Annotated in this window: 13 protein-coding genes; 4 read left to right on the top strand and 9 right to left on the bottom strand. The window is 64.2% G+C overall.

Annotated features, from left to right (window positions below):
• The first annotated feature begins 39 nt into the window (after positions 1-39).
• Entirely contained in the window at positions 40-696 is a 657-nt protein-coding gene (locus ACGYK4_RS03120) for a GntR family transcriptional regulator (protein ID WP_209218339.1), read from the top strand.
• Here ACGYK4_RS03120 and ACGYK4_RS03125 read toward each other — a convergent pair.
• Positions 693-1,568: a LysR substrate-binding domain-containing protein gene (locus ACGYK4_RS03125; RefSeq protein WP_394455113.1), complete on the bottom strand. Its 876-nt coding sequence runs from the start codon at positions 1,566-1,568 to the stop codon at positions 693-695. The genes ACGYK4_RS03120 and ACGYK4_RS03125 overlap by 4 nt on opposite strands.
• Positions 1,569-1,698: 130 nt before the next feature.
• Here ACGYK4_RS03125 and ACGYK4_RS03130 point away from each other — a divergent pair, with 130 nt between their 5' ends.
• The 3 genes from ACGYK4_RS03130 (at position 1,699) to htpX (ending at position 3,719) form a co-directional block, all read left to right on the top strand.
• Positions 1,699-2,403 (top strand): SDR family oxidoreductase, encoded by a 705-nt coding sequence (locus tag ACGYK4_RS03130; protein ID WP_394455057.1) that lies wholly within the window; start codon positions 1,699-1,701, stop codon positions 2,401-2,403.
• Positions 2,393-2,641, top strand: a complete 249-nt coding sequence (locus tag ACGYK4_RS03135; protein WP_394432345.1) for a DUF6552 family protein — start codon at positions 2,393-2,395, stop codon at positions 2,639-2,641. The genes ACGYK4_RS03130 and ACGYK4_RS03135 overlap by 11 nt, the downstream gene beginning before the upstream one ends.
• A gap of 154 nt (positions 2,642-2,795) precedes the next feature.
• A complete protein-coding gene (htpX, locus tag ACGYK4_RS03140) occupies positions 2,796-3,719 on the top strand; it encodes a zinc metalloprotease HtpX (RefSeq protein WP_394455059.1) in 924 nt (307 codons plus the stop codon).
• A gap of 7 nt (positions 3,720-3,726) precedes the next feature.
• Here the strand turns inward: htpX and ACGYK4_RS03145 are convergent, their stop codons facing one another.
• The 8 genes from ACGYK4_RS03145 to ACGYK4_RS03180 form a co-directional block, all read right to left on the bottom strand.
• The gene (locus ACGYK4_RS03145) at positions 3,727-4,770 is read right to left on the bottom strand and encodes a siderophore-interacting protein (RefSeq protein WP_394455060.1); all 1,044 of its coding nucleotides are present in this window, start codon (positions 4,768-4,770) and stop codon (positions 3,727-3,729) included.
• Between the two features lie 60 nt (positions 4,771-4,830).
• Positions 4,831-6,930 carry a TonB-dependent siderophore receptor gene (locus ACGYK4_RS03150; protein ID WP_394455061.1) on the bottom strand — a complete coding sequence of 700 codons (2,100 nt, stop codon included), beginning with the start codon at positions 6,928-6,930 and terminating at the stop codon, positions 4,831-4,833.
• 98 nt (positions 6,931-7,028) lie between these two features.
• Entirely contained in the window at positions 7,029-7,853 is an 825-nt protein-coding gene (locus tag ACGYK4_RS03155) for an ABC transporter ATP-binding protein (protein WP_394455062.1), read from the bottom strand.
• A complete protein-coding gene (locus tag ACGYK4_RS03160; protein WP_394455064.1) occupies positions 7,850-8,881 on the bottom strand; it encodes a FecCD family ABC transporter permease in 1,032 nt (343 codons plus the stop codon). Before ACGYK4_RS03160 ends, ACGYK4_RS03155 begins: the two co-directional genes overlap by 4 nt.
• A complete protein-coding gene (locus tag ACGYK4_RS03165; RefSeq protein ID WP_276154275.1) occupies positions 8,878-9,879 on the bottom strand; it encodes an iron ABC transporter permease in 1,002 nt (333 codons plus the stop codon). The genes ACGYK4_RS03160 and ACGYK4_RS03165 overlap by 4 nt, the downstream gene beginning before the upstream one ends.
• Positions 9,879-10,796 carry an iron-siderophore ABC transporter substrate-binding protein gene (locus ACGYK4_RS03170; protein WP_394455115.1) on the bottom strand — a complete coding sequence of 306 codons (918 nt, stop codon included), beginning with the start codon at positions 10,794-10,796 and terminating at the stop codon, positions 9,879-9,881. Before ACGYK4_RS03170 ends, ACGYK4_RS03165 begins: the two co-directional genes overlap by 1 nt.
• Before the next feature lie 187 nt (positions 10,797-10,983).
• Positions 10,984-16,095: a GEVED domain-containing protein gene (locus ACGYK4_RS03175; protein ID WP_394455066.1), complete on the bottom strand. Its 5,112-nt coding sequence runs from the start codon at positions 16,093-16,095 to the stop codon at positions 10,984-10,986.
• A 528-nt stretch (positions 16,096-16,623) separates the two neighbouring features.
• On the bottom strand, positions 16,624-19,158 hold the full coding sequence (locus ACGYK4_RS03180; RefSeq protein ID WP_394455067.1) for an ATP-binding protein: 2,535 nt from the start codon (positions 19,156-19,158) through the stop codon (positions 16,624-16,626).
• Between the last annotated feature and the right edge of the window lie 56 nt (positions 19,159-19,214).

The raw sequence follows: 19,214 nt of genomic DNA on the forward strand, positions 1-19,214 counted from the left end.
TGCTCGAGCTGCAATCGCATACTTTTCAAAGAGGTCGGAATGCCCCGCTCAGCCAAGCGCCACATGAAAGATCAGATTTACGACATCTTCCTCGGGCGCATTCAGCGGGGCGAGATCAGCCATGGGGACCGCTTTGTCGACACCGCCGTCGCCGAAGAGTTCAACGTCTCGCGGATGCCGGTGCGCGATGCGCTGATGCGCCTGTCGCATGAGGGCTACCTCGACAGCACGACACGGGGCTTCACCCTGCCCAACCTGTCGATGCGCCAGATTTGCGAGATTTTCGAGTTGCGCCGCCTGCTGGAACCGCGCGCCGCGGCGCTGGCCACCAATCAGCTGACCGATGAGGACATCGCCACCCTGACCCGCGCGGTGGAACAATCCGAGCGCACGTTGGAAACCGGCGATATCGAAAGCCTCTATGCCGCCTCCGAAGACATCCGCCGCACTTGGATCATGGCCGTGCCTAACATCGAGTTGCGCGACACGATCCTGCGCTACATGGCCCAAATTCAGGCCGTTCGCATGGCCACGCTGCGCGACGCCGTCGCGCATGAAACCCTCGTCGATTTGCACCGCGACATGCTGCGCGCCTTTACCGCCCGCGATGCGGCCAAGGTGGAGCTTTTGCTGCTGCGCTACGTTCTGGCTGGAGAGGATAGCTTCTTGCGGCTGAAAGCCCGCGCGCAGGATTAACCCGCCTCGCCCTTGGCCACCGTACAGAGCCAATCGCGCACGATGATCGCCGCGCTCGACACCCCCTGCCGGGGCGAAAGCAGGTAAAAATCCAGCCCGCCTTCCATCACATGCGGCACCGGGCGCAGCAGCCGCCCCGCCTCAAGATCGCGCTGCACCAGAAAGCGGCTTGCCAGCGCCACCCCCTGGCCCGCCAAAGCAGCATCGAGGCTTAGGGTCGTTTGATTGAACCGCAGCGTGCGGGCCGGTTTGACGCTGCTGCCAAAAGCCTCTTCGGCAAAGCGCGGCCAGAGGTCATGGGTATCGTGAAGCAGGGTCATGCGCGCCAGTGTGGCGGCATCGACCGCCCCCTCCCCCGCAAGCAGCGCCGGAGAGCACACGGCCACCACCTCCTGCGCGAAGAGCAGGTTCGCCCTCAGGCTCGCCCCAAAGGGCGGACGCGCCTGCCGCACGGCAAGGTCGATCCCATCGGCATGAAAACTCGCTACCCGCTCTGTCGCCGTGATGCGCAAATCAATGCCGGGGTGCGCTTGGGTAAAATCCGAAAGCCGGGGGATCAGCCATTTCGATGCGAAGGTCGGCGTCACACTGATCGTCACCCGCGCGGGCGCGTGGCGCAGGGCATCCGTCGCCTCGGCCAATTGTTCGAAAGCACGCGATACCGACAGATGATAGGCGCGCCCCTCGTCGGTAAAGGCCAGCCCCCGCGGCTCGCGCAGGAACAGACGCAGCCCCAGATGATCCTCCAGCCCGCGCACCTGCTGGGCGACCGCGCCTTGGGTCACGCCCAACTCATCCGCCGCGGCCCGGAAATTCAGGTGACGCCCCGCGGCGGCAAAGGCACGAAGCCCGTTCAAGGGCGGCAGAGGCATCTCATTCGACACGATAGTTTTCCTACAGTCACACAACAAAGCATCCGGCTGGCTGCACGGGATCACAGCACCTAAATGACGCAGCATATCCCCGCAGCACAATCGCTGCCTAGTATATGGAGCATACCCGATGACAGCAGAAAAAGTAGCCCTTATCACCGCAGGCGGCAGCGGCATGGGGGCGGGCGCGGCCCGCAAACTGGCGGCAGACGGCTTTAAGGTCGGTGTCCTGTCTTCTTCCGGCAAGGGGGAGGCGCTCGGCACCCAACTGGGCGGCTTTGGCATCACCGGCTCGAACCAATCGCCAGACGCGCTGGCGCAGCTGGTGGATGACGCGATGGACCGTTGGGGCCGCGTCGATGTGCTGGTGAACTCCGCCGGGCATGGGCCGAAGGGCGACATTCTGGAAATGAGCGACGCAGATTGGCACGATGGGATGGACGTCTATCTGATGAACGTGATCCGACCCACCCGTTTGGTAACGCCGATCATGGCGGCGCAGGGCGGCGGTGCGATCATCAATATCTCGACCTTCGCCACCTTCGAGCCGGACCCGCTCTTTCCGACCTCGGGCGTCTTCCGCGCCGGGCTGGCGGGTTTCGCCAAACTCTACGCCGACCAATATGCGGGCCAGAACATCCGCATGAACAACGTCTTGCCCGGCTTTATCGACAGCCTGCCCGAGACCGAGGACCGGCGCGCGCGCATTCCCATGGGGCGCTACGGCACGGAGGCCGAGGTGTCATCGCTGATCGGCTGGCTCGCTTCCGAGGGCGGGTCCTATGTCACCGGGCAGAACTGGCGCATCGACGGCGGGCTGACCCGTGGCGTCTGAAGCGCTTGCGCCCGCCACGCCGCAGCGGCTGGCCTTTTGGGTCAAATGGATCGCCTCGGTGATCCAGATCCTCGGCTATGCCGCCACAGGTTTCGGCTGGACGCCGTGGAACCTCTACCTCTTCGTGGTGGGGGTCCTGGGCTGGCTGATCGTCGGGCTGCTTTGGAATGACCGGGCGATCACGCTGGTTCACCTCGTTGCCATGGGGGCGATGCTGGCGGGGATGGCCAGTCAGTAGTGGCAGTGTGTCGACGGGCGTCGCCTGCGTGATGGCCTCTCGTATCCCCGGATAACATCCGGCGGGGGGAACCGTGTCCCCTCCCCCCGCCTGCCTTGCACCGCGCGGAAGCTGCCCCATATCTCTTTGCAAAGGACAACCGCGAGAGGCCAAGATGGGCTATGTGAAGACAGCGATGCTGATGGCGGCGATGACCGCGCTTTTCATGGGGGTCGGCTATCTGATCGGCGGATCAGGCGGTGCGCTGATCGCGCTGGTGGTGGCGGCGGGGATGAACGCCTTCACCTGGTGGAACTCCGACCGCATGGTGCTCAAGATGCACAATGCGCAGCCCGTCTCGCCGGGGGACCGCGAGGGGCTCTACGCCATGACGGCAGAGCTTGCGCGGAATGCGGGCCTCCCCGAGCCCAAGGTCTATCTGATCGACACGCCCCAGCCCAACGCCTTCGCCACCGGGCGCAATCCGGCCAACGCTGCCGTGGCGGTGACCAAAGGGCTGATGCAAAGCCTCAGCCGCGAGGAACTGGCGGGCGTCATAGCGCATGAGTTGGCGCATATCCGCAACCACGACACGGCGATCATGACCGTGACCGCGACTTTCGCCGGTGCGATTTCAATGCTGGCGAATTTCGCCCTGTTCTTCGGCGGCGCGCGTGAGCGGATGGGGATGATCGGGACGTTGATGATGATGTTCCTCGCCCCCATGGCCGCCGCGCTGGTGCAGATGGCAATCAGTCGGACGCGGGAATATGCCGCCGATAAGGCGGGGGCCGAGATCTGCGGCCATCCGCTCTGGCTCGCCTCGGCGCTCGAGAAGATCGCCATGGGGGCTGCGCGGATCGACAATCACGCGGCAGAGCGCAACCCGGCCACGGCGCATATGTTCATCATCAACCCGCTACACGCACATAAACACGACAATCTTTTCGCCACGCACCCGGCGACCGAGAACCGCATCGCGGCTCTGCGTGCGATGACACCTGACGCTGCCCCCGCACGAACACAGAGCGCCCGCCCAACCAGCAGCAGCCGGATCCCGAAAACTGGCAGACGCCGCGACGCGGGGCCGTGGCGCTAGGCCGCGCTTAGCCCCGCCGCCAGTAGGCGGTGCAAATCTGGCGGGTTTTATCCATGCCGAGCTGGGTTTTGAAATGCCCGCGCAATTGCTGCGCGTTCTGGAACTCCCCGGCGAAAAAGGCATAGCCCAAACCGTCATCCGTCAGCGCCTGCGCATGGCCAAGCACTTCGGCCTCGAAGGTGGCGGGCGGCAGGGCATGGACGCGCAGCTTGGTCTTGGGCAGGTAGTCGCGATAAGACACCCCGCGCGGCAGCGCCGCCACCACATCGCCCACAGCATCCTCGGGCAGCCGCGCCAAAAGCTGCGCCACGGCGGGCAGCCCCGTGCCATCGGCGGCGAGGAAATAGGAAGAGGCTTCGGGCAAGGCACTGATGCCCACCGGCCCCATTGCACCGATCCGCTGCCCGGCATGAGCATTCTGCGCCCATTGCGAGATCAGGCCGGACCCGTGGCGGACCACGTCGATATCGACCTCCTCGCGCTCGGGGCGGATGTTCTTGAGCGTGACATAGCGCGCGTGCAACTCATCTGCGCCCTTGGGCCAGACCGGCGCGCCATTGGCCCCCATCACCGGCCAGACCGGTGTGCGGCTGGCATCGCGCGGCAGGATCAGGCGCAGATGGATGCCCTGCGGGGCAAGCTCGGCAATATCCGGGTAATGCAGGGTGACGCGTTGCATCCCTTCGAAGAGGATTTCGCTGTTCAGCACCTCCAACAAGCGGAAGTTCTGCGGCGTCTCTCCGGCCTGTTGCGGCACTCCCTGCCAGCGGATGCGATCGGCCAGCGCGGGGTCAAACTCCGCCACATGATGGACCATGCCCTCTTTCGAGAATTGCATGGCGTTTTCGCCGGGAGCTTGCAGGCTGACCTCCAGCCCACGCGGGCAAAGATCGAACTCCACCCGGTAGCCGTCTTGCTCAAACACATGACCCGTCGGCCCCTTGGCGCGAAACGCCATGCCGTGATCATCGACAAGATGCGACAGGATTTGCGACAGCATCTCCTGCGGGGCGTCCATGAGGATGGTGGTCTTGGCTTTGGCGATGGTCATCCGTGGCTCCTCCCGGTCAAAAGAAAGCGCGGCACACGAGGGGAGTGCCGCGCTCTAGGCTCACCAGCTATGGGCCAGCTTCACGGTGACTTCACGGCCGGGGCTGTAGAAGTCAGCGTAAGAGCCGCCGAAGGAGGTGTGCTTTTCGTCGAACAGGTTGGTGACATTGGCCGAGAGGGTGGTCTGCTCGGACAGATCATAGCTGACCGCGGCATCCACCACGACAAAGCTGCCCGTCTCGCCTGTGGCGTTGCTGTCGCTGTAGTAGTAGCCGCTGTTGAACCGTGCGCCCAAACCGACGGTCAGATCACCGCGGCCAAGGTTTTCCCAAGTCCGGCTGGCCCAGATCGAAGCGACGTTTTCAGGCACCAGACCGGGGCGGTTGCCAACGTTGCCAGAGGTGCCGTTCTCTTTGATCTCGGCATCCAGATAGCTATAGGCGGCGGTGAGAGTATAGGCGCCCATCTCGGCCTTGGCTTCCAGATCGATACCACGCACGCCGATCTCACCAATGGTTTCCGGCAGGTTGGTCGCAGGGTTGGTGCGGGTGATGTTGCTTTTCGACAGGTCATAGACCGAGGCCGTCAACAGCGCGTTTGTGCCCATGGGCTGCCATTTGGTGCCGAGCTCGAACTGCTCGCCCTCTTCCGGCTCGACGCCAAAGCCTGCGGGCACGACCGACTGCGCGTAGTTCCCAAAGACCGAGAGGTTGGGTTTGATCTTATAGGTCAGACCCAAGCGGCCTGTCGTCTCGCTGATGTCGTTGGTCTGCACCGTGCCGGCAAGGTTGTTGGTCTCAGTCACGTCGATCCAGTCGTGCCGCAGCCCGAAGGAGGCGATGAAACGCTCGTTCCAGTTCAGCTCTTGCTGAGCGTAGATCGCCTTGCCCTCCGTCTCGGTGTCAAGATCGGCAAACATCGGCACGCTGGTCGGACGGCCCGTATAGGTCGGGTTGTCGCGGTCAACCGACGGTGCCGGGCCATAGAAGCGTTGGTCAGACTCGTCGGACCACGAGAATTCGACGCCCGCCGTGGTGGTGGTGCTGGCCGCCCCGCCGAGGAACCCCTCATAGGTCAGATGCAGATCGGAGATCATGCTCTCGCTCGTGCCATCGCTGGCAAAAAAGGCGCGGTCCACCGTGCTGTCATTCGGGGTTCCATCGCTGACATAGGCATAGCCGAAGTCATCGGCGCTGTCGCTGTAGCGCAGGGTGCCGCCAAAGCTCAGCCCGTTGCCAAAATCATGCGCGCCCAGAACAGAGACGGTCGTCCGCTCGGTGCCGCGGTAGTTGTAGTCAGGCTCGCCATAGAACACATCGCTGCGGTCAAAATCGCCGCCCGCCGGGAAACCGCCGCTGCCGGGCACGGAGTCCCGGTCAAGGTGGTCGACGATCACGGTCAGCTCAGACGCATCGGAGGGGCGCCATGTCAGGCCGCCCATCGCGAAGATCTCATCGTTCTCGGAATAGGGATACTCAAGCTCGCCATTGCGCAGCAGACCGGTGAAACGGTAGCTGAGCGTGCCTTCCTCATCCAGATTGTCGCCGAAATCCACACCGGTTTCCAAGCTGCCATAGGAGTCGACCGAGGTGTAGACACTGCCAAAACGTTCGTCGCGGGGGCGTTTGCTGACATAGTTGACCGAGCCGCCGGGATCGGAGAGGCCGAAGGTCGACGACGACGCGCCGCGGATCACCTCGACGCGCTCATAGGCGAAAGGCTCTTCGCGGACCGATCCGAAGTTCGCGCCCAGCGTCAGCCCGTCGCGGTAGGTATAGGCTTCGAACCCGCGCAGGATGAAATAGTCGAACCGGTCATCTGCGCCATAGCTGTCGGTGCTGGCACCGGCGGTGTAGTTCAACACCTGCTCCACGCTATCCGCGCCGCGGGCTTCGATCTCACGGCTGGTGATGACCGAGACGCTGGCCGGGATGTCGATGATCTCACCCGACAGTTTGCCGCCGCTGCTGATCTCGCTGGCGACAACCGTTTCGGCATCCGCCGCGCCCGAAGTCTGCGCTTCGGCTTCGAGGATCACGTCATCCAACTGGTAAGCTTCTTGCGCGTAAAGCGTGCCCGGCACCAGCGCCGTACAGCACAAAAGCGCCGTCTTGAGAGAGCCGCGCCCCAGTTGCAGGGGGATGAGTTTGGAAGAGGACATGGCGGTCTCCGTAATAACCTAGTGAATCTGTCGGGATTCCCTTACCCCTATGATACGGAGGAAACCAGAGTCAATCTGACCAAATTAGTCAGTTATTTTCAGGCCGCGGCATCTTTGCGTGGCGGCCCGATCTTGTGACGCCCAATCGGCACCATGCAGGGGGTCTGCGAGACCGGATCGTTGACGATACGGCACGACAGGCCAAAGACGGTTTTCACCAATTCCTCGGTCAGGACCTCGGCGGGCGGCCCCTCGGCGCGGATGCCGCCATCGCCCACGGCGATCAGGTGATCGGCATAGCGCGCGGCGAGGTTCAGATCATGCAGCACCATGACGATCGTCGTCCCCTGCGCCATGTTGAGATCGACCAGCAGGTCCAGCACCTCGACCTGATGCGCCACGTCCAGAAAGGTCGTTGGCTCGTCCAGCAGCAACAGGTCGGTCTCTTGTGCTAAGGCCATGGCGATCCAGACCCGCTGGCGTTGACCGCCCGACAGCGTGTCGAGATCACGCTCGGCCAGTTCCTCGGTCCCTGTCGCGGCCAGCGCGCGGGCCACGGCGCGGTCATCCTCTGCCGACCAGCGCGAGAACAGCCCCTGATGCGGATGCCGCCCACGCCCGACAAGATCGGCCACGGCAATCCCCTCAGGCCCGATGGGCGATTGCGGCAGCAGCCCCATGACCTGCGCCAGCTTGCGCGACTTCATTTGGTGCACCGCTTCGCCATCCAGCAGAACCGCGCCGGACTTGGGCTGCAAAATCCGCGCCAGCGTCCGCAAAAGCGTCGACTTGCCCGAGGCATTGCCCCCCACGATGGCCGTGATCTTGCCCGCCGGCACGGCGAGAGTGACATTCTCAAGAATAACGCGTTTTTCATAGCCCGCGCCCAGATCGCGCGTTTCAAGACGGTGGTCGTGGGTCATAGCGTGCCCCCATTTCTATTGGCGCGAACAATGAGATACAAAAGGAAGGGCGCGCCGACCGCGCCGGTGACGACCCCCACGGGCAAGCGCGCGGGCAACAGGAACTGCCCCACGAAATCGCCCGCGATGACCAACACGGCGCCGACCAGCCCGGCCCCCAGTAACAATCCGGTCGTGCCCGGCAACAGCCGCGCCGCGATGGGGCCAGAGAGGAAGGCGACAAAGGCAATCGGACCGGTCGCAGCCGTCGCGATGGCGACAAGGCCGACGGCGGCCAGCGTCACCCGCAACCGCGTGGCATCGGCGCGCACGCCCAAGGCTTCGGCGGTGTCATCCCCAAGGCGCAGCACCTCAAGATCGCGGGCCGTGAAGGCCAGCAATCCGCCGAAGATCAAGAGCGCTCCGGCCACGGGCAGCGCTTGGACAAGCTGCATGCCGTTGAGGCTGCCGGTCAGCCAGCGCATCGCCTCGGCCCGGTCCCATGCGGGCGCTTCCAGCAACACATAGGCCGTCACACTGTCGAGCATGGCAGAGACGCCGATGCCGATCAGGATCAACCGCGCTCCCGCGGCCCCACGGCGCGAGGACAGCGCCCAGATCATCGCCGCGACCCCAAGCCCCGCCACGACCGCGACGAACGACACCAGCCAACCGTCGAGGGCCAGAATCACGATGGCAAAGACCGCCGCAGCACCTGCGCTGGCGCTGATGCCGATGATGTCGGGGCTGGCCAGCGGGTTGCGCAGCATGATCTGAAACGCCACGCCGCCCAAGCCAAAGCTGGCCCCGGCCAGCAACCCCATGACCGCACGCGGCAGGCGCAAATCGGTCACCACGAATGAGGCTTTGGCCCCCGGCGCCCCCGTCAGCGCGGCCCAGACATCGCCCGGCGGCAGGCACCCACGCCCGCAGCTCAGTGTCAGAAGCATAAGCGCGAGAACAAACGCGGCCAAAGCGACCAGCACCTGAACACGCCGCGTCGCGGCAGGGCGGAAACGGCGGGGTGCGCTGACAGTCACATCACTCATAGCCCGCGCATCCTGTGATTGCGCACCGTCCAGATAAAGAAGGGCGCGCCGACAAAGGCCGTGACGATGCCCACGTCCAACTCATTCGGGCGGGCGATGACACGGCCCAGCACGTCCGACAGCCCCAGCATGGAAGCCCCCGCCAAGGCCGAGAGCGGCAGCACCAGCCGGTAATCGACACCCGCGATCATCCGACACAGATGCGGCACCACCAGCCCGACAAAGCCGATCGGCCCGCAAAGCGCCGTCGCCGTGCCGCAAAGGATCACCGCCCCCGCCGCCGCCATGACCCGGCCCAAGGCGACGCTTTGGCCAAGGCCGGTGGCCAGTTCTTCGCCCAGGGCCAATGCGTTGAGAACCCGGGCCGAGGCGAGGCTCAGCGCCAGCCCCACCAGCGCGAAGGGCAAGGCGGGCAAGAGGGTCTCGAAACTCGCGCCGCCGATGCCGCCGACCTGCCAAGATTGCACGGAACCCGCGATGTCATTGCGCGGCAGCACCACCGCGATGATGAAGGCCGAAACCGCGACAGAGGTCGCGGTGCCCGCAAGGGTCAGCTTGAGCGGCGTCGCCCCGCCCTGCCCGGCAGAGCCGATCAGATAGACGAAAACCGCCGTAACGCCTGCGCCGGCGATGCCGAGCCACAGAAAGCTATGCGCGCCGCTGATGTCGAACCAAGCGATGCCCACCACGACGAAAAGTGCCGCACCCGCGTTGACGCCCAGAATGCCCGGGTCGGCCAGCGGGTTGCGGCTGATGCCCTGCATCACCGCGCCTGCAAGACCAAGCGCCGCGCCCGCCAAGATCGCCAGCGCCGTGCGCGGCATCCGCACCGCGACGGCGGCGGCGCCGATGGTCTCGATCCGGCCGGTCATGCCCGCCCAGATCTCGCCCCACGGCACCGCGCGCGCGCCGACGGTCAACGATAGGCCGGTCATCAGCAGAAGCAGGCCCAGCAAAAGCGCGAGGCCCGCCAGCCGTTGGGGGCGCTGCACCTGCATTACTCGTCGCGCGTGGCGGCGGCGCTCAGCCGCGCGAGGTAGTCGTCGAGCACATAGTCGATCGACAGCGGCGTCGGGTTCGCGGCGGTGCCCATCGGATCATTCGCCAAAAGCACGACCGAGCCGCGGGCGACCGCCGGGAAACGCGCGATCAGCGGGTTTTTGGCCAGTTCGTCCAACCGTGCCTGATCGCCATAGGTCACGACAACGTCCACGTCTTCAAAGAGGTCGATCCGCTCGGCACTCACCCGGCCCGAGTATTTCCCGGCCTCGCTGGCCTCGCGCACCGCCTGCGGCGTCGCCATGCCGAGGTCGGTCAGGAATTGCACCCGCTGGTCAGCGGCAGCGTAGAAACCGATGGTGCTGAGGTCGCGCGGATCGAGGTGGGTGACGAACATGCCGGTCTTGCCCGCCAGTTCGGGATGCGCCGCGCGGGCGGTCGCGATCCGCTCTTCGATCTCGGCGACCATCGCCTCGCCCTCCTCGGCCACGCCGAGGCCCGCCGCGTTCTGGCGGATCATCTCGCGCCATGTCGTGGTCCATGCCGCTTCGGGGTAGGCGACGACCGGGGCGATGCGGCTGAGGGTTTCATAGTCCGACTGCGACAGGCCGGAATAGGCGGCGAGGATCACATCGGGCTGGGTGCTGGCCACGGCCTCGAAATCGATACCGTCGCCCTCATCAAAGAGCGTGGGCACTTCGGCGTCGAGCTCGTCCAGCCGTTCGATCACCCAAGGCAGCAGCCCGTCGCCATCGTCGTCCCCCCAAGAGGCACGGGCGAAACCGACCGGCACGATACCAAGCGCCAAGGGCACTTCGTGATTGGCCCAACCGACCGAGGCGACCCGCTCGGGACGCTCTTCGATGGTTGTCTCGCCGAAGGCGTGTTCAACGGTGACGGGAAAGTCCTGCGCCATGGCGGCGGTCGCGCCAAAAGCCAAGCAAATGAATGACAACGTTCTGAGCACCGCGGCCCCCTTAATCCGATTCTTTTAGTAAACTATTTCCTGTTATGCCGCTGCGGGCGGGGATGCAACAGGTCAGTTCATCGGATCATGGGTTCGAGCGGTGACGGGACCGCCTGTGAAGCGGCCCCGGCTGTGGTTATTGAATGCTGACCTCAAAGGCGACGAAGCCCTGCGCGCCCGGTTGCAGCGCACCGGTACAGGACCAGCGCAGCGCCCCGTCATAGCCCGGCGCATTTGCCAATGGCGCGTCCAAGGTGCAGGTCACCCCATCGGCCAGGGTGACCGGGCTGGGCACCGCTGCGGCCAAAGCCGTGTAGGGCGGCGTCTTGTCATAGACGACGATGTCGCGCGCGGGCACGGTGCCCACGGTTTCGACATAGATGCGGTATTCCAACACATCCCCGGCAGCGGCGCCGTTGCTGACCCCTTCGGGCGTGCCGCGCGTCACGTTGCGGACGGTTTTGGTCAGTTTCAACGTGCCCTGCGCCGCCTCAACCACCAACCGGTCGGTGTTGACGTTTCGCTGGGCGAGGCCGCTGGAGCCATAGCTGGTGTCGGCGACCAGATCGAAGCGATAGGTCGATCCCTGCGTTGCCGCGCCCGAGGCGGTGACCCGTGCAAGGACACAGATCAGCCCGCCCGCCTCGGTGGGCAGCGTTCCGGTGATCGCTTGGTCTGGCGTGCCGTCGCAATCCGTATCCTCGTAAAGCGCGGTCGAGAAGGCCCCTTCGGGGGCCGAGGCTTCGGCGGTGACGCTGAAGCTCACGTTTCCCGGGGCCGAGGCAATATACTCATGCCGCAGCGCCAAGACCTGCCCGGCCCGGATCGTCTTGTCCTGCGATTGGTTCAGCCGCGCCGCTTCGATGAGGCCGAAGTCGAGCCCGGCGTAGGCCGTGCCCGCTGCGGGGGTGAAGGTGAATCGCCCGTCATGGGGATCGCCGTTGACCACGCCGGGCAAGGCCGCGCCGCCCTCGGATACATTGAGCAGACCCACGCCGGGCTGGGCCACCACGGTGACGGCGCCGCTATACCCTTCGGGCAAGGCCGCGCGCCATGTGCCGTCCGCCGCCAGATCGGGCGTGACCAACAAAGCGCCGCCCGCGTCCAAGATCTCGACCAGGGCGCGGTCCGTGCCCGCCTCGCCATTCTGCTGGGCCCCGTCATAGGCGTCGGCCCCCGCGCCGATGTCAAAGAACACCACGCCCGAAAGCACCGGACCGTTGGAGCGTCGGGCCACGCGGGCAAGCGCCTCGTCATCATCGGCCAAACCATCGCCGAGGTCATCCACCAGCGCGCCGGTGCCGGGATCACTATCGGGGTCAGGAAGCGACGCGCCGATGATCTCTGCCCGATTTTCCGTGGCGCCTTCGCCCTGCAAAGTGACGCGGATTGTCAGGCTGTGGCTGCTGCCCGAGGGCACGTCGCCGAGCAGCCACAGACCGGTCGAAGCATCATAGCTATCGCCCTGCGCCGCCGCATCGTCCGAGACATAGGCGAAGCCATCGGGGATGAGATCGAGCACCCGCGCTTCCGAGGGGCTACCGGGGCCGGTGTTGGTCACGGTCAGCACGAGGTCGAGCGCCTCTTCCACCGTGGCCTCTGTCGCGGGGCTGGCGTCCGCCGCGCGTAGGATGGTTTGGGTCAGGGCCAAATCGGCCTCAGTCGGCAGGGTTTCAAAACCGAAATCAGAAGTCACCGGGCTGCCGCTGCCCGCATCAACAGCAAGGCTCGCGATCGGGTTTCCCGTGGTCAGGGTGAGGCCCGCCGGTATCTCAGGGTCGGCCTCATCCACTTCGACCAGATAGGCACGTGCCGGGTCGAGGTTGCTGAAGGAATAGGCCCCCGCCGCATCGGTTTCGGTCACCGCCACCTGCGTATCATCGGCCCGGTCGCCGGGCGTGCCTGCATCGTCGAAAAGCGTCACGGTGATGCCCGCGGGCAGCGTGGCTTCGGCCCCGTCGCGGCTGCCGGAACTGTCGGCGTCCTCATAAAGCGTTCCGCCGATCCGGCCCTGCGGCAACAGATTGACGAGGGTCACGAGGTAATCCTCAACTTCCCCGTCGAAGTTCAGACCGCTGAAGGGATCTTGGGTCAGCGCGCTAGAGGTCGACCAGCGGATGCGGGCATAGGTGGTGCCATTGCCCACATCGACCGGCACGGGAATGTTCAGGCTGATCTGGTTGTTGAACGCGCCATCCGTATCGCCCAAGCCGCCGTCGCGAAAGTTGATGGCCACCTGTTCGGTCGGGTCGAAGACATTGTTCTGGTTGAAGTCGATCCAGAGCTGAAGATTAGTGATGCCTTCGGTCACCGGCAGGCCGAGGGCCAGTTGCACGCTGAGGGTCTCATGGGTCTGAATGGTCAGCGGCACGATGGTGCCCGCCTCAAGCACCGGGAACTCGGCAATGGAATCCTCGTCGTCGATCCCGTCGAGGTCGTCGCCATCGGCATTGGCGCTGAACATGCTCTCGGTCTCGGAATCGGGGAGGCCCCCGCCAAGGTAGATGTCCGGCACGATGATATGGCGCGGCTCGCCATAGCTGGCGGGGGCGTCGCCCCGGTCCACCAGATCGGCAGCCGCGATGATGAGGGAGTAATCCTCGATCTCGCCATCGACGGCAAAGCTCGCCACCGGCAGCCCGGCCTCAGAGGAATAGCGGAACCGTGCGAAGGTGGTGGAGGTGGTGGCATCGCTGGGCACGGTCACGTCGATCTGGATCACACCGTCGCCTGCCACATCGTCAAAGCCTGTGCCATCGTCACGCAGGTCGCGGGCGATGTTTTCGCCGAAAGACCCTTCGAAGACCCCGTCGCCGTTAAAGTCGATCCACGCCTGAAGGTAGCCCGCCCCTTTGACCGGAATGTTGAGCGTGCTGATCATCCCTTGGGTCATCACCGGAAAGACCACCGCGTCTTCGTCATCGCTGTCCAACAGGTCGTCCGCCGTGGCCGAGGCATCGGACTGGGCCACCAGTTCGATATCGGGCGGCACATCGCCAAGATAGACCTGCGGCGTATCGCTGACCCCATGCGAGGCGGTTAGGTAAGAGATCGGCGCATCGCCAAAGTCGACCCCGAGCCCATCAAAGACCGCGACCGTGACCTGCGCCCGGTCGCATTGCGTGGGGTCAATGCTGTCGCAAAGCTCATAGTCGATCAGATAGGTGCCCGAGGGCACCCCCGGCGGGACGATCACCCGGCCCGCATCCGCGCCTTGGGTTTCCAGCACGGGCACCGGATCACCGCTGTTCTGGGGTACGGCTTCAGTCAGCACCGCAAGCGTCGCGGTGGGGAACGCGGCAGGCAGCCCGTTGATCGTGTCGTTGGACATGACCTCTCCCGCCGTGCCGCCAAGCAGGCTGTTGAGCGGCGTCGCGGTATAGTCATCGTCGCCCGCCACCACGCTGGCCGAGGTATTCGCCACCGCGCAAAGCCGGATCGACGAGCCGCGCCGCGCGTTGTTCAGCGAACTGCCGGTATAGCCGTGGATGAACTCCCCCTCGGTGAAGGTGCCATATTCATAGGTGGCATAGTTGTCGAAGCCAGTCTCGTTCGGCTCTTCCGTCCAATTGGTCGGGTCACCCACCTTGGCGGGGTCCATCGTGATCGCCTGCCCCCCGGCGGGAAAACCGGCGAGCGGGGCGGTGTGAAAATAGGAAATGCCATCGGGCGCGAGCAGCGGGCCGACCACATCCGAACTGTCATCCGATGTCCCGCGGCTGTCCACATCCGTCTGCTGAACGATCACCCCGTTGATACGGCTTTGCTCGACCGCCCGCCCTTGGGGGTTCGAGGGGGTAGCGCTGCCGTCTTCGACCAGGCGCAAACGGTAGGTGACGAAGCCGTTGTCAGCGGGTGTCATCCGCGCTTCGAGCGAGCCGTCGATATTGACCGCAGTGGCGTTGCTGATCTGGGTCGCTTGGAACACGACATCCAGATCGTTGCCATTGATGTCGGTGGTGACATTATCAAAGACGAAGATGTCCGAGGTCGTCAGCGCCGCCGCGCTGCCCGCCCCGGCCAGCTGCGTGCGCGGCTGCGCGAAAACCGAACGCGGGGTACAGGTTTGCGGGCCGGTGTCGGTAGACAGGACATTGGCGACGATGCTGGCGTTTTGCGGATTGGACTGCAGGCGCGACACGAAAGGCGTGCCAATCGCGCCGATCCCCGCCGTGGCGGTGCTGTCGACCGCGCCTGAAAGGGCATCCGCCGCCGTCACGGTATATTCCGCCGTACAGGTCACCTTGCCCCCCGGCGCCACGGGTGCGGTGATGGCCGGGCACGTAACCGTGCCGACAAGACTGTCTTCGATCACCACGTCTTGGTTCGGGTTGAAGGGCAGCTCCCCTGTATTGGTCACCTCATAGATAAAGGTGACCGTCGTGCCCTGAAGCGCGGAGAGCGGGCTGGTAAACCGTGCAAGGCTGATTGTCTGTTTGGTGGTAAAGTTCACATCGGCGAAGATGCCGATCCCCCGCGCCCCCGCATCATAGGGCAGGGTCACCGGATTGTAGTAGCTGCGGACCTCGCCAATACTTTCGTCGTACCAAAGCTCAATCCGTGAGGTCGCATTGGGGTAGCTCAGCCGGATCGACCCGTTGGTATCATCGCCCGAACCGGGAGAGAGGAAGGCACTGCCGTCGATGAACAGACATTGCGCCTCGTTCCCGTTCAGCAGGCCGGTGTCGCCGGACCCCGGCCCGGGGCCGACCACGACGGTGGGCGCCGGCCCCAATGTGGTGATACTCGGGTTGCCGTTATCGCCAAAGGCCGTCACAAAATCGCAGCGGTCCCCGGTGCTGTGGTTGTCGGTGGGGTCAATGTCGAGGATGTCGACGGTAAGGTTGTCGACCTGAAACGCGACGCCGCCGGAACTGGCCGAGACGCTGGCGGTGATCCGGTCATCGCCGCGCCGCCCCGCATTCGGCGCGGCATCGCCCACGATGACAAGCGAATCGACACCGCCGCCCAGAACATTCACATCGTCGGGCGTGAAGATCGGATTGCCCTGCGCATCAGTGCTATAGGGGCGCAGATTGCCGGTGATCTCGACCGTCGTGTCGATCTCGAAACCATATTGGTCCGACAGAGTCCGCAACAAAGGCCCGGCAAAGCCTGCGGGCCAATCGAAAGTGGACCAATCGATCGAGAAATCCCCGGCATCCGCGGGAGAGGAGGAGACGGTAAGCGTGGCGCAAACGGCGAGGGAGACACCGCGCAGCGCTTTTCGGTTAGAGAGACGTTTCACAATTCACCTTTCGGTCCGAACCGGAGAGCCCGCGCAACGAGGCCCCCAGCGAGAATACGAACAAATATCTACCGGACATTTATCGCGAATTGTCGTTGCCAATGCGAAGGTGCGTCCGGTCAAAGCAGATGCCGCTGCGGATAGCGCGATATACTTACGGATAGGTGAAACAGCTCTGGCCAGATCGCCAAATGCGCCCCCGGTCTTCCCCCCGAGGGGAGGACGGGGAAAACCGGTGGGGCGCATCGCTGCAAAGCTATCAGGGAGCCGCTCCCTGGGGTAGGGGAACGGGCAGCAGCTCCCGAGAAGGCCCGCGTCGTGAAGCATATTTTCAGGCGAAACGGTCGAAATGAACCGGTTGCCAGCTTGGGACGCGGTCATTGGTCTGGTCAATGACGCCTTCGTGCAGACCCGTCTATCGGCGGGCATAACTAACTATAGGTCGCGTCTCGCATCGTTGCATCTGGGCGGGGGTATAATCGGACTAGTCTTAAGGATAGGTTTCCGCCGCCCCGCTCAACGGACTTGTCAGAGGTCAAGCTGCGCCTTCATCGCCGCCAGCGTCGCGTCGCAGGTGGCGGGCAAAGCCTCAGCCAGCGCGCGGGCCTCTTCGTCCTTGTCGGTCTTGCAGGCGGTCTCGATCTCTTTGAGCAGCCCCTGCAGCCGGTCGGCGCCGAGCATGCCGCACATCCCGGCCATGGCATGGGCGCGGGCCTGTAGGTCGGGCAGAGCATCGGCTGCCATCAGATCGGGCAAATCGGTCGCGACTTGTTGGTCGAGCTTTTCCACCCTCTCGCGCAGTTTCTCCGCGCCCAGCAGGTCGAGCAGATCTGCGATTTGTTGTTCGTTCAACAGGGGCCGTTTCGCGGATTTCGCCTGTACCGATGACTGGGCGCTGGCCAAACGCTCGGGCAGAGCCTGCTCCGGCATTACCGCGCGCCCCGAAAGTTCGCGCAGCTTGGCGCGCAGTACCTTCATATCCAACGGCTTTTGCATGAACCCCGACATCCCGACGGCGCTGAACTCCGCCCGTTCTTTCGGCATCGCATGGGCGGTCACGGCGATGATCGGCGTTTCGCGGTTGGGGCCCTCGCCGGAAAGAATCGCCTTGGTCGCCTGAATGCCATTCACCTCGGGCATGGAGATATCCATCAGGATCGCATCGAAGGGCGCGTCTCCGGCCAGTTCGATCGCCTCGCGTCCGCCGGTGGCGAGGGTGACGTCATGGCCAATCTTCTCAAGCATCGCCTTGATCAGCTCGCGGTTGATCTCATTGTCGTCCACCAGCAGAAGGTTAAGCCGCTGGGCCGCCGCGGGTTCGGCGCGCTTTTGCAGGTCGGGCGCCGCATCGCTGTCGATCTCGGCCAGATCGGCAAGCTCTACCGGCAGGCGCAAGGTGAAACATGTCCCCTCCCCCACGGTTGACTCGCAGGTGATCTCACCCCCCAGACGTTTGACCAGACGGCGCACGATCCCGAGCCCCAGACCGGTGCCCCCGGTGCGGCGCTCATAGCGGCTGTCGAGCGAGACGAAATCTTCAAAAATACGGTCGATATCCCCCGCCGGAATGCCGGAGCCGTCATCTTCGACCTGCAGGTGGAACGCTTCTCCCTCGCCCGCGGGTTTGGCGAACCAACCGCGCAGGGTCACATCGCCGCCGGGGCTGAACTTGATCGCGTTGCTTAAAAGGTTGACCAAAATCTGCTGGATCGCCCGCGGGTCCGTGACGATGGCCTTGTCGTCTAGCTGTGTCAGATCAAGATGCAGCCGGGTGCCCCCGGCCTCGGCCAGAGGGTCCATCGTGTTGATGATTCCCGCCATCAGCACGGTCATGTCACAGGTCTGACGCACCTGTTCATAGGTTCCCGCCTCACTGCGCTCAATGGCCAGCACGTCATTGATATGGCCCAACAAAATCTCGCCCGAGGTCATCGCCGCATCGAGATAGCGCTTTTGCTCATCATCAAGCCGGTCATCTTGCAGCAGTTGCAGGGCCGAGATCACACCATTGAGCGGCGTGCGCATCTCGTGGCTCATCATGGCGAAGAAACGCGATTTTTCCTGGTAGGCATCAAGCGCTTCGTCCCGCGCGGCAATGATCTCGGCCTCGCGGAGGCGCTTTTCGGTGATGTCCCGAATATAGGCGATAAAGAGCGACCCCTGCCCCATGGGCGATTGCGACACGGACATCTCGACCGGGAAAATGCGCCCGGCGTGGTCGATCATCTCAAACTCGCGGCGGCCCTTGTCGGCGACCTCCGTCTCGCCGGTGATGCGGAACCTCTCAAGCCGCTCGCGGTGCATCCTGCGGTCGGCCGGGGGGATCAACAGGCTGATATAGTCCCTTCCCTTCGCCGCCTCATGGGTGATGCCAAAGATCTCTTCGGCGGAACCGTTGAAATCTTCGATCTCCCCCCGCTCATTGATGACGACGATGGCATCGAGCGATGCCTGAAGGGTGGTCGCAAGACGCAGGTGGTTTTCTTCGACCAGTTGCGATGTGCGGTTCAACCGGCTGGCCTGCCGCGAGAGGCGGTAGACCGCCCCGACCAAGGCAAGGGTGACGATCAAGACGATCGCCGCCATCACCTCGATCAGCCGCACGATCTCATGGCGTTCGTTTTGGGACAGCTCGCTGGCAATGGCGATGGAGGCGAGGGCAATCTCGCGGGGCACGTCTTCGATGCTGCGCAACATGGCGTCGATATCGTCCAATGCCGCGATCAGTTCGGCGTCGGACCCGTCAATCGCGGGCAGGAACCCGTCCAGCTGGGCCCGCAACTCACGGATTTTCGGTTTGGCCTTTGCGTTGTTGCGCACCCGTTCGGCCAACAGAACGCGGCTATAGAAGATGTCGAACCTTTTGCGGAACTCGTCCAACGCTTCGGGCGTGGCGGATTTCGCCTCAGCCAAGGCGCGGTCGGTCTTGAGGAATTCGATCTCGATCTGCGTAAAGACCCATTCAGCATGGTCTTGCTGCGCACTGTCGAGCGCTTGAATCCGATCCCAGACGTTATAGGCCAGATAGGCGGCGATGCTCATCCCCGCCACGAGGATAAGCATCAAGACCTGTCGGCTTCTTGCGCGCGCGGGCCCGAATTTTCCTGCGTCGTTCATCC

This window comes from Sulfitobacter sp. 1A13368 (genome assembly GCF_043557275.1).
Taxonomy (GTDB): Bacteria; Pseudomonadota; Alphaproteobacteria; order Rhodobacterales; family Rhodobacteraceae; genus Sulfitobacter; species Sulfitobacter faviae.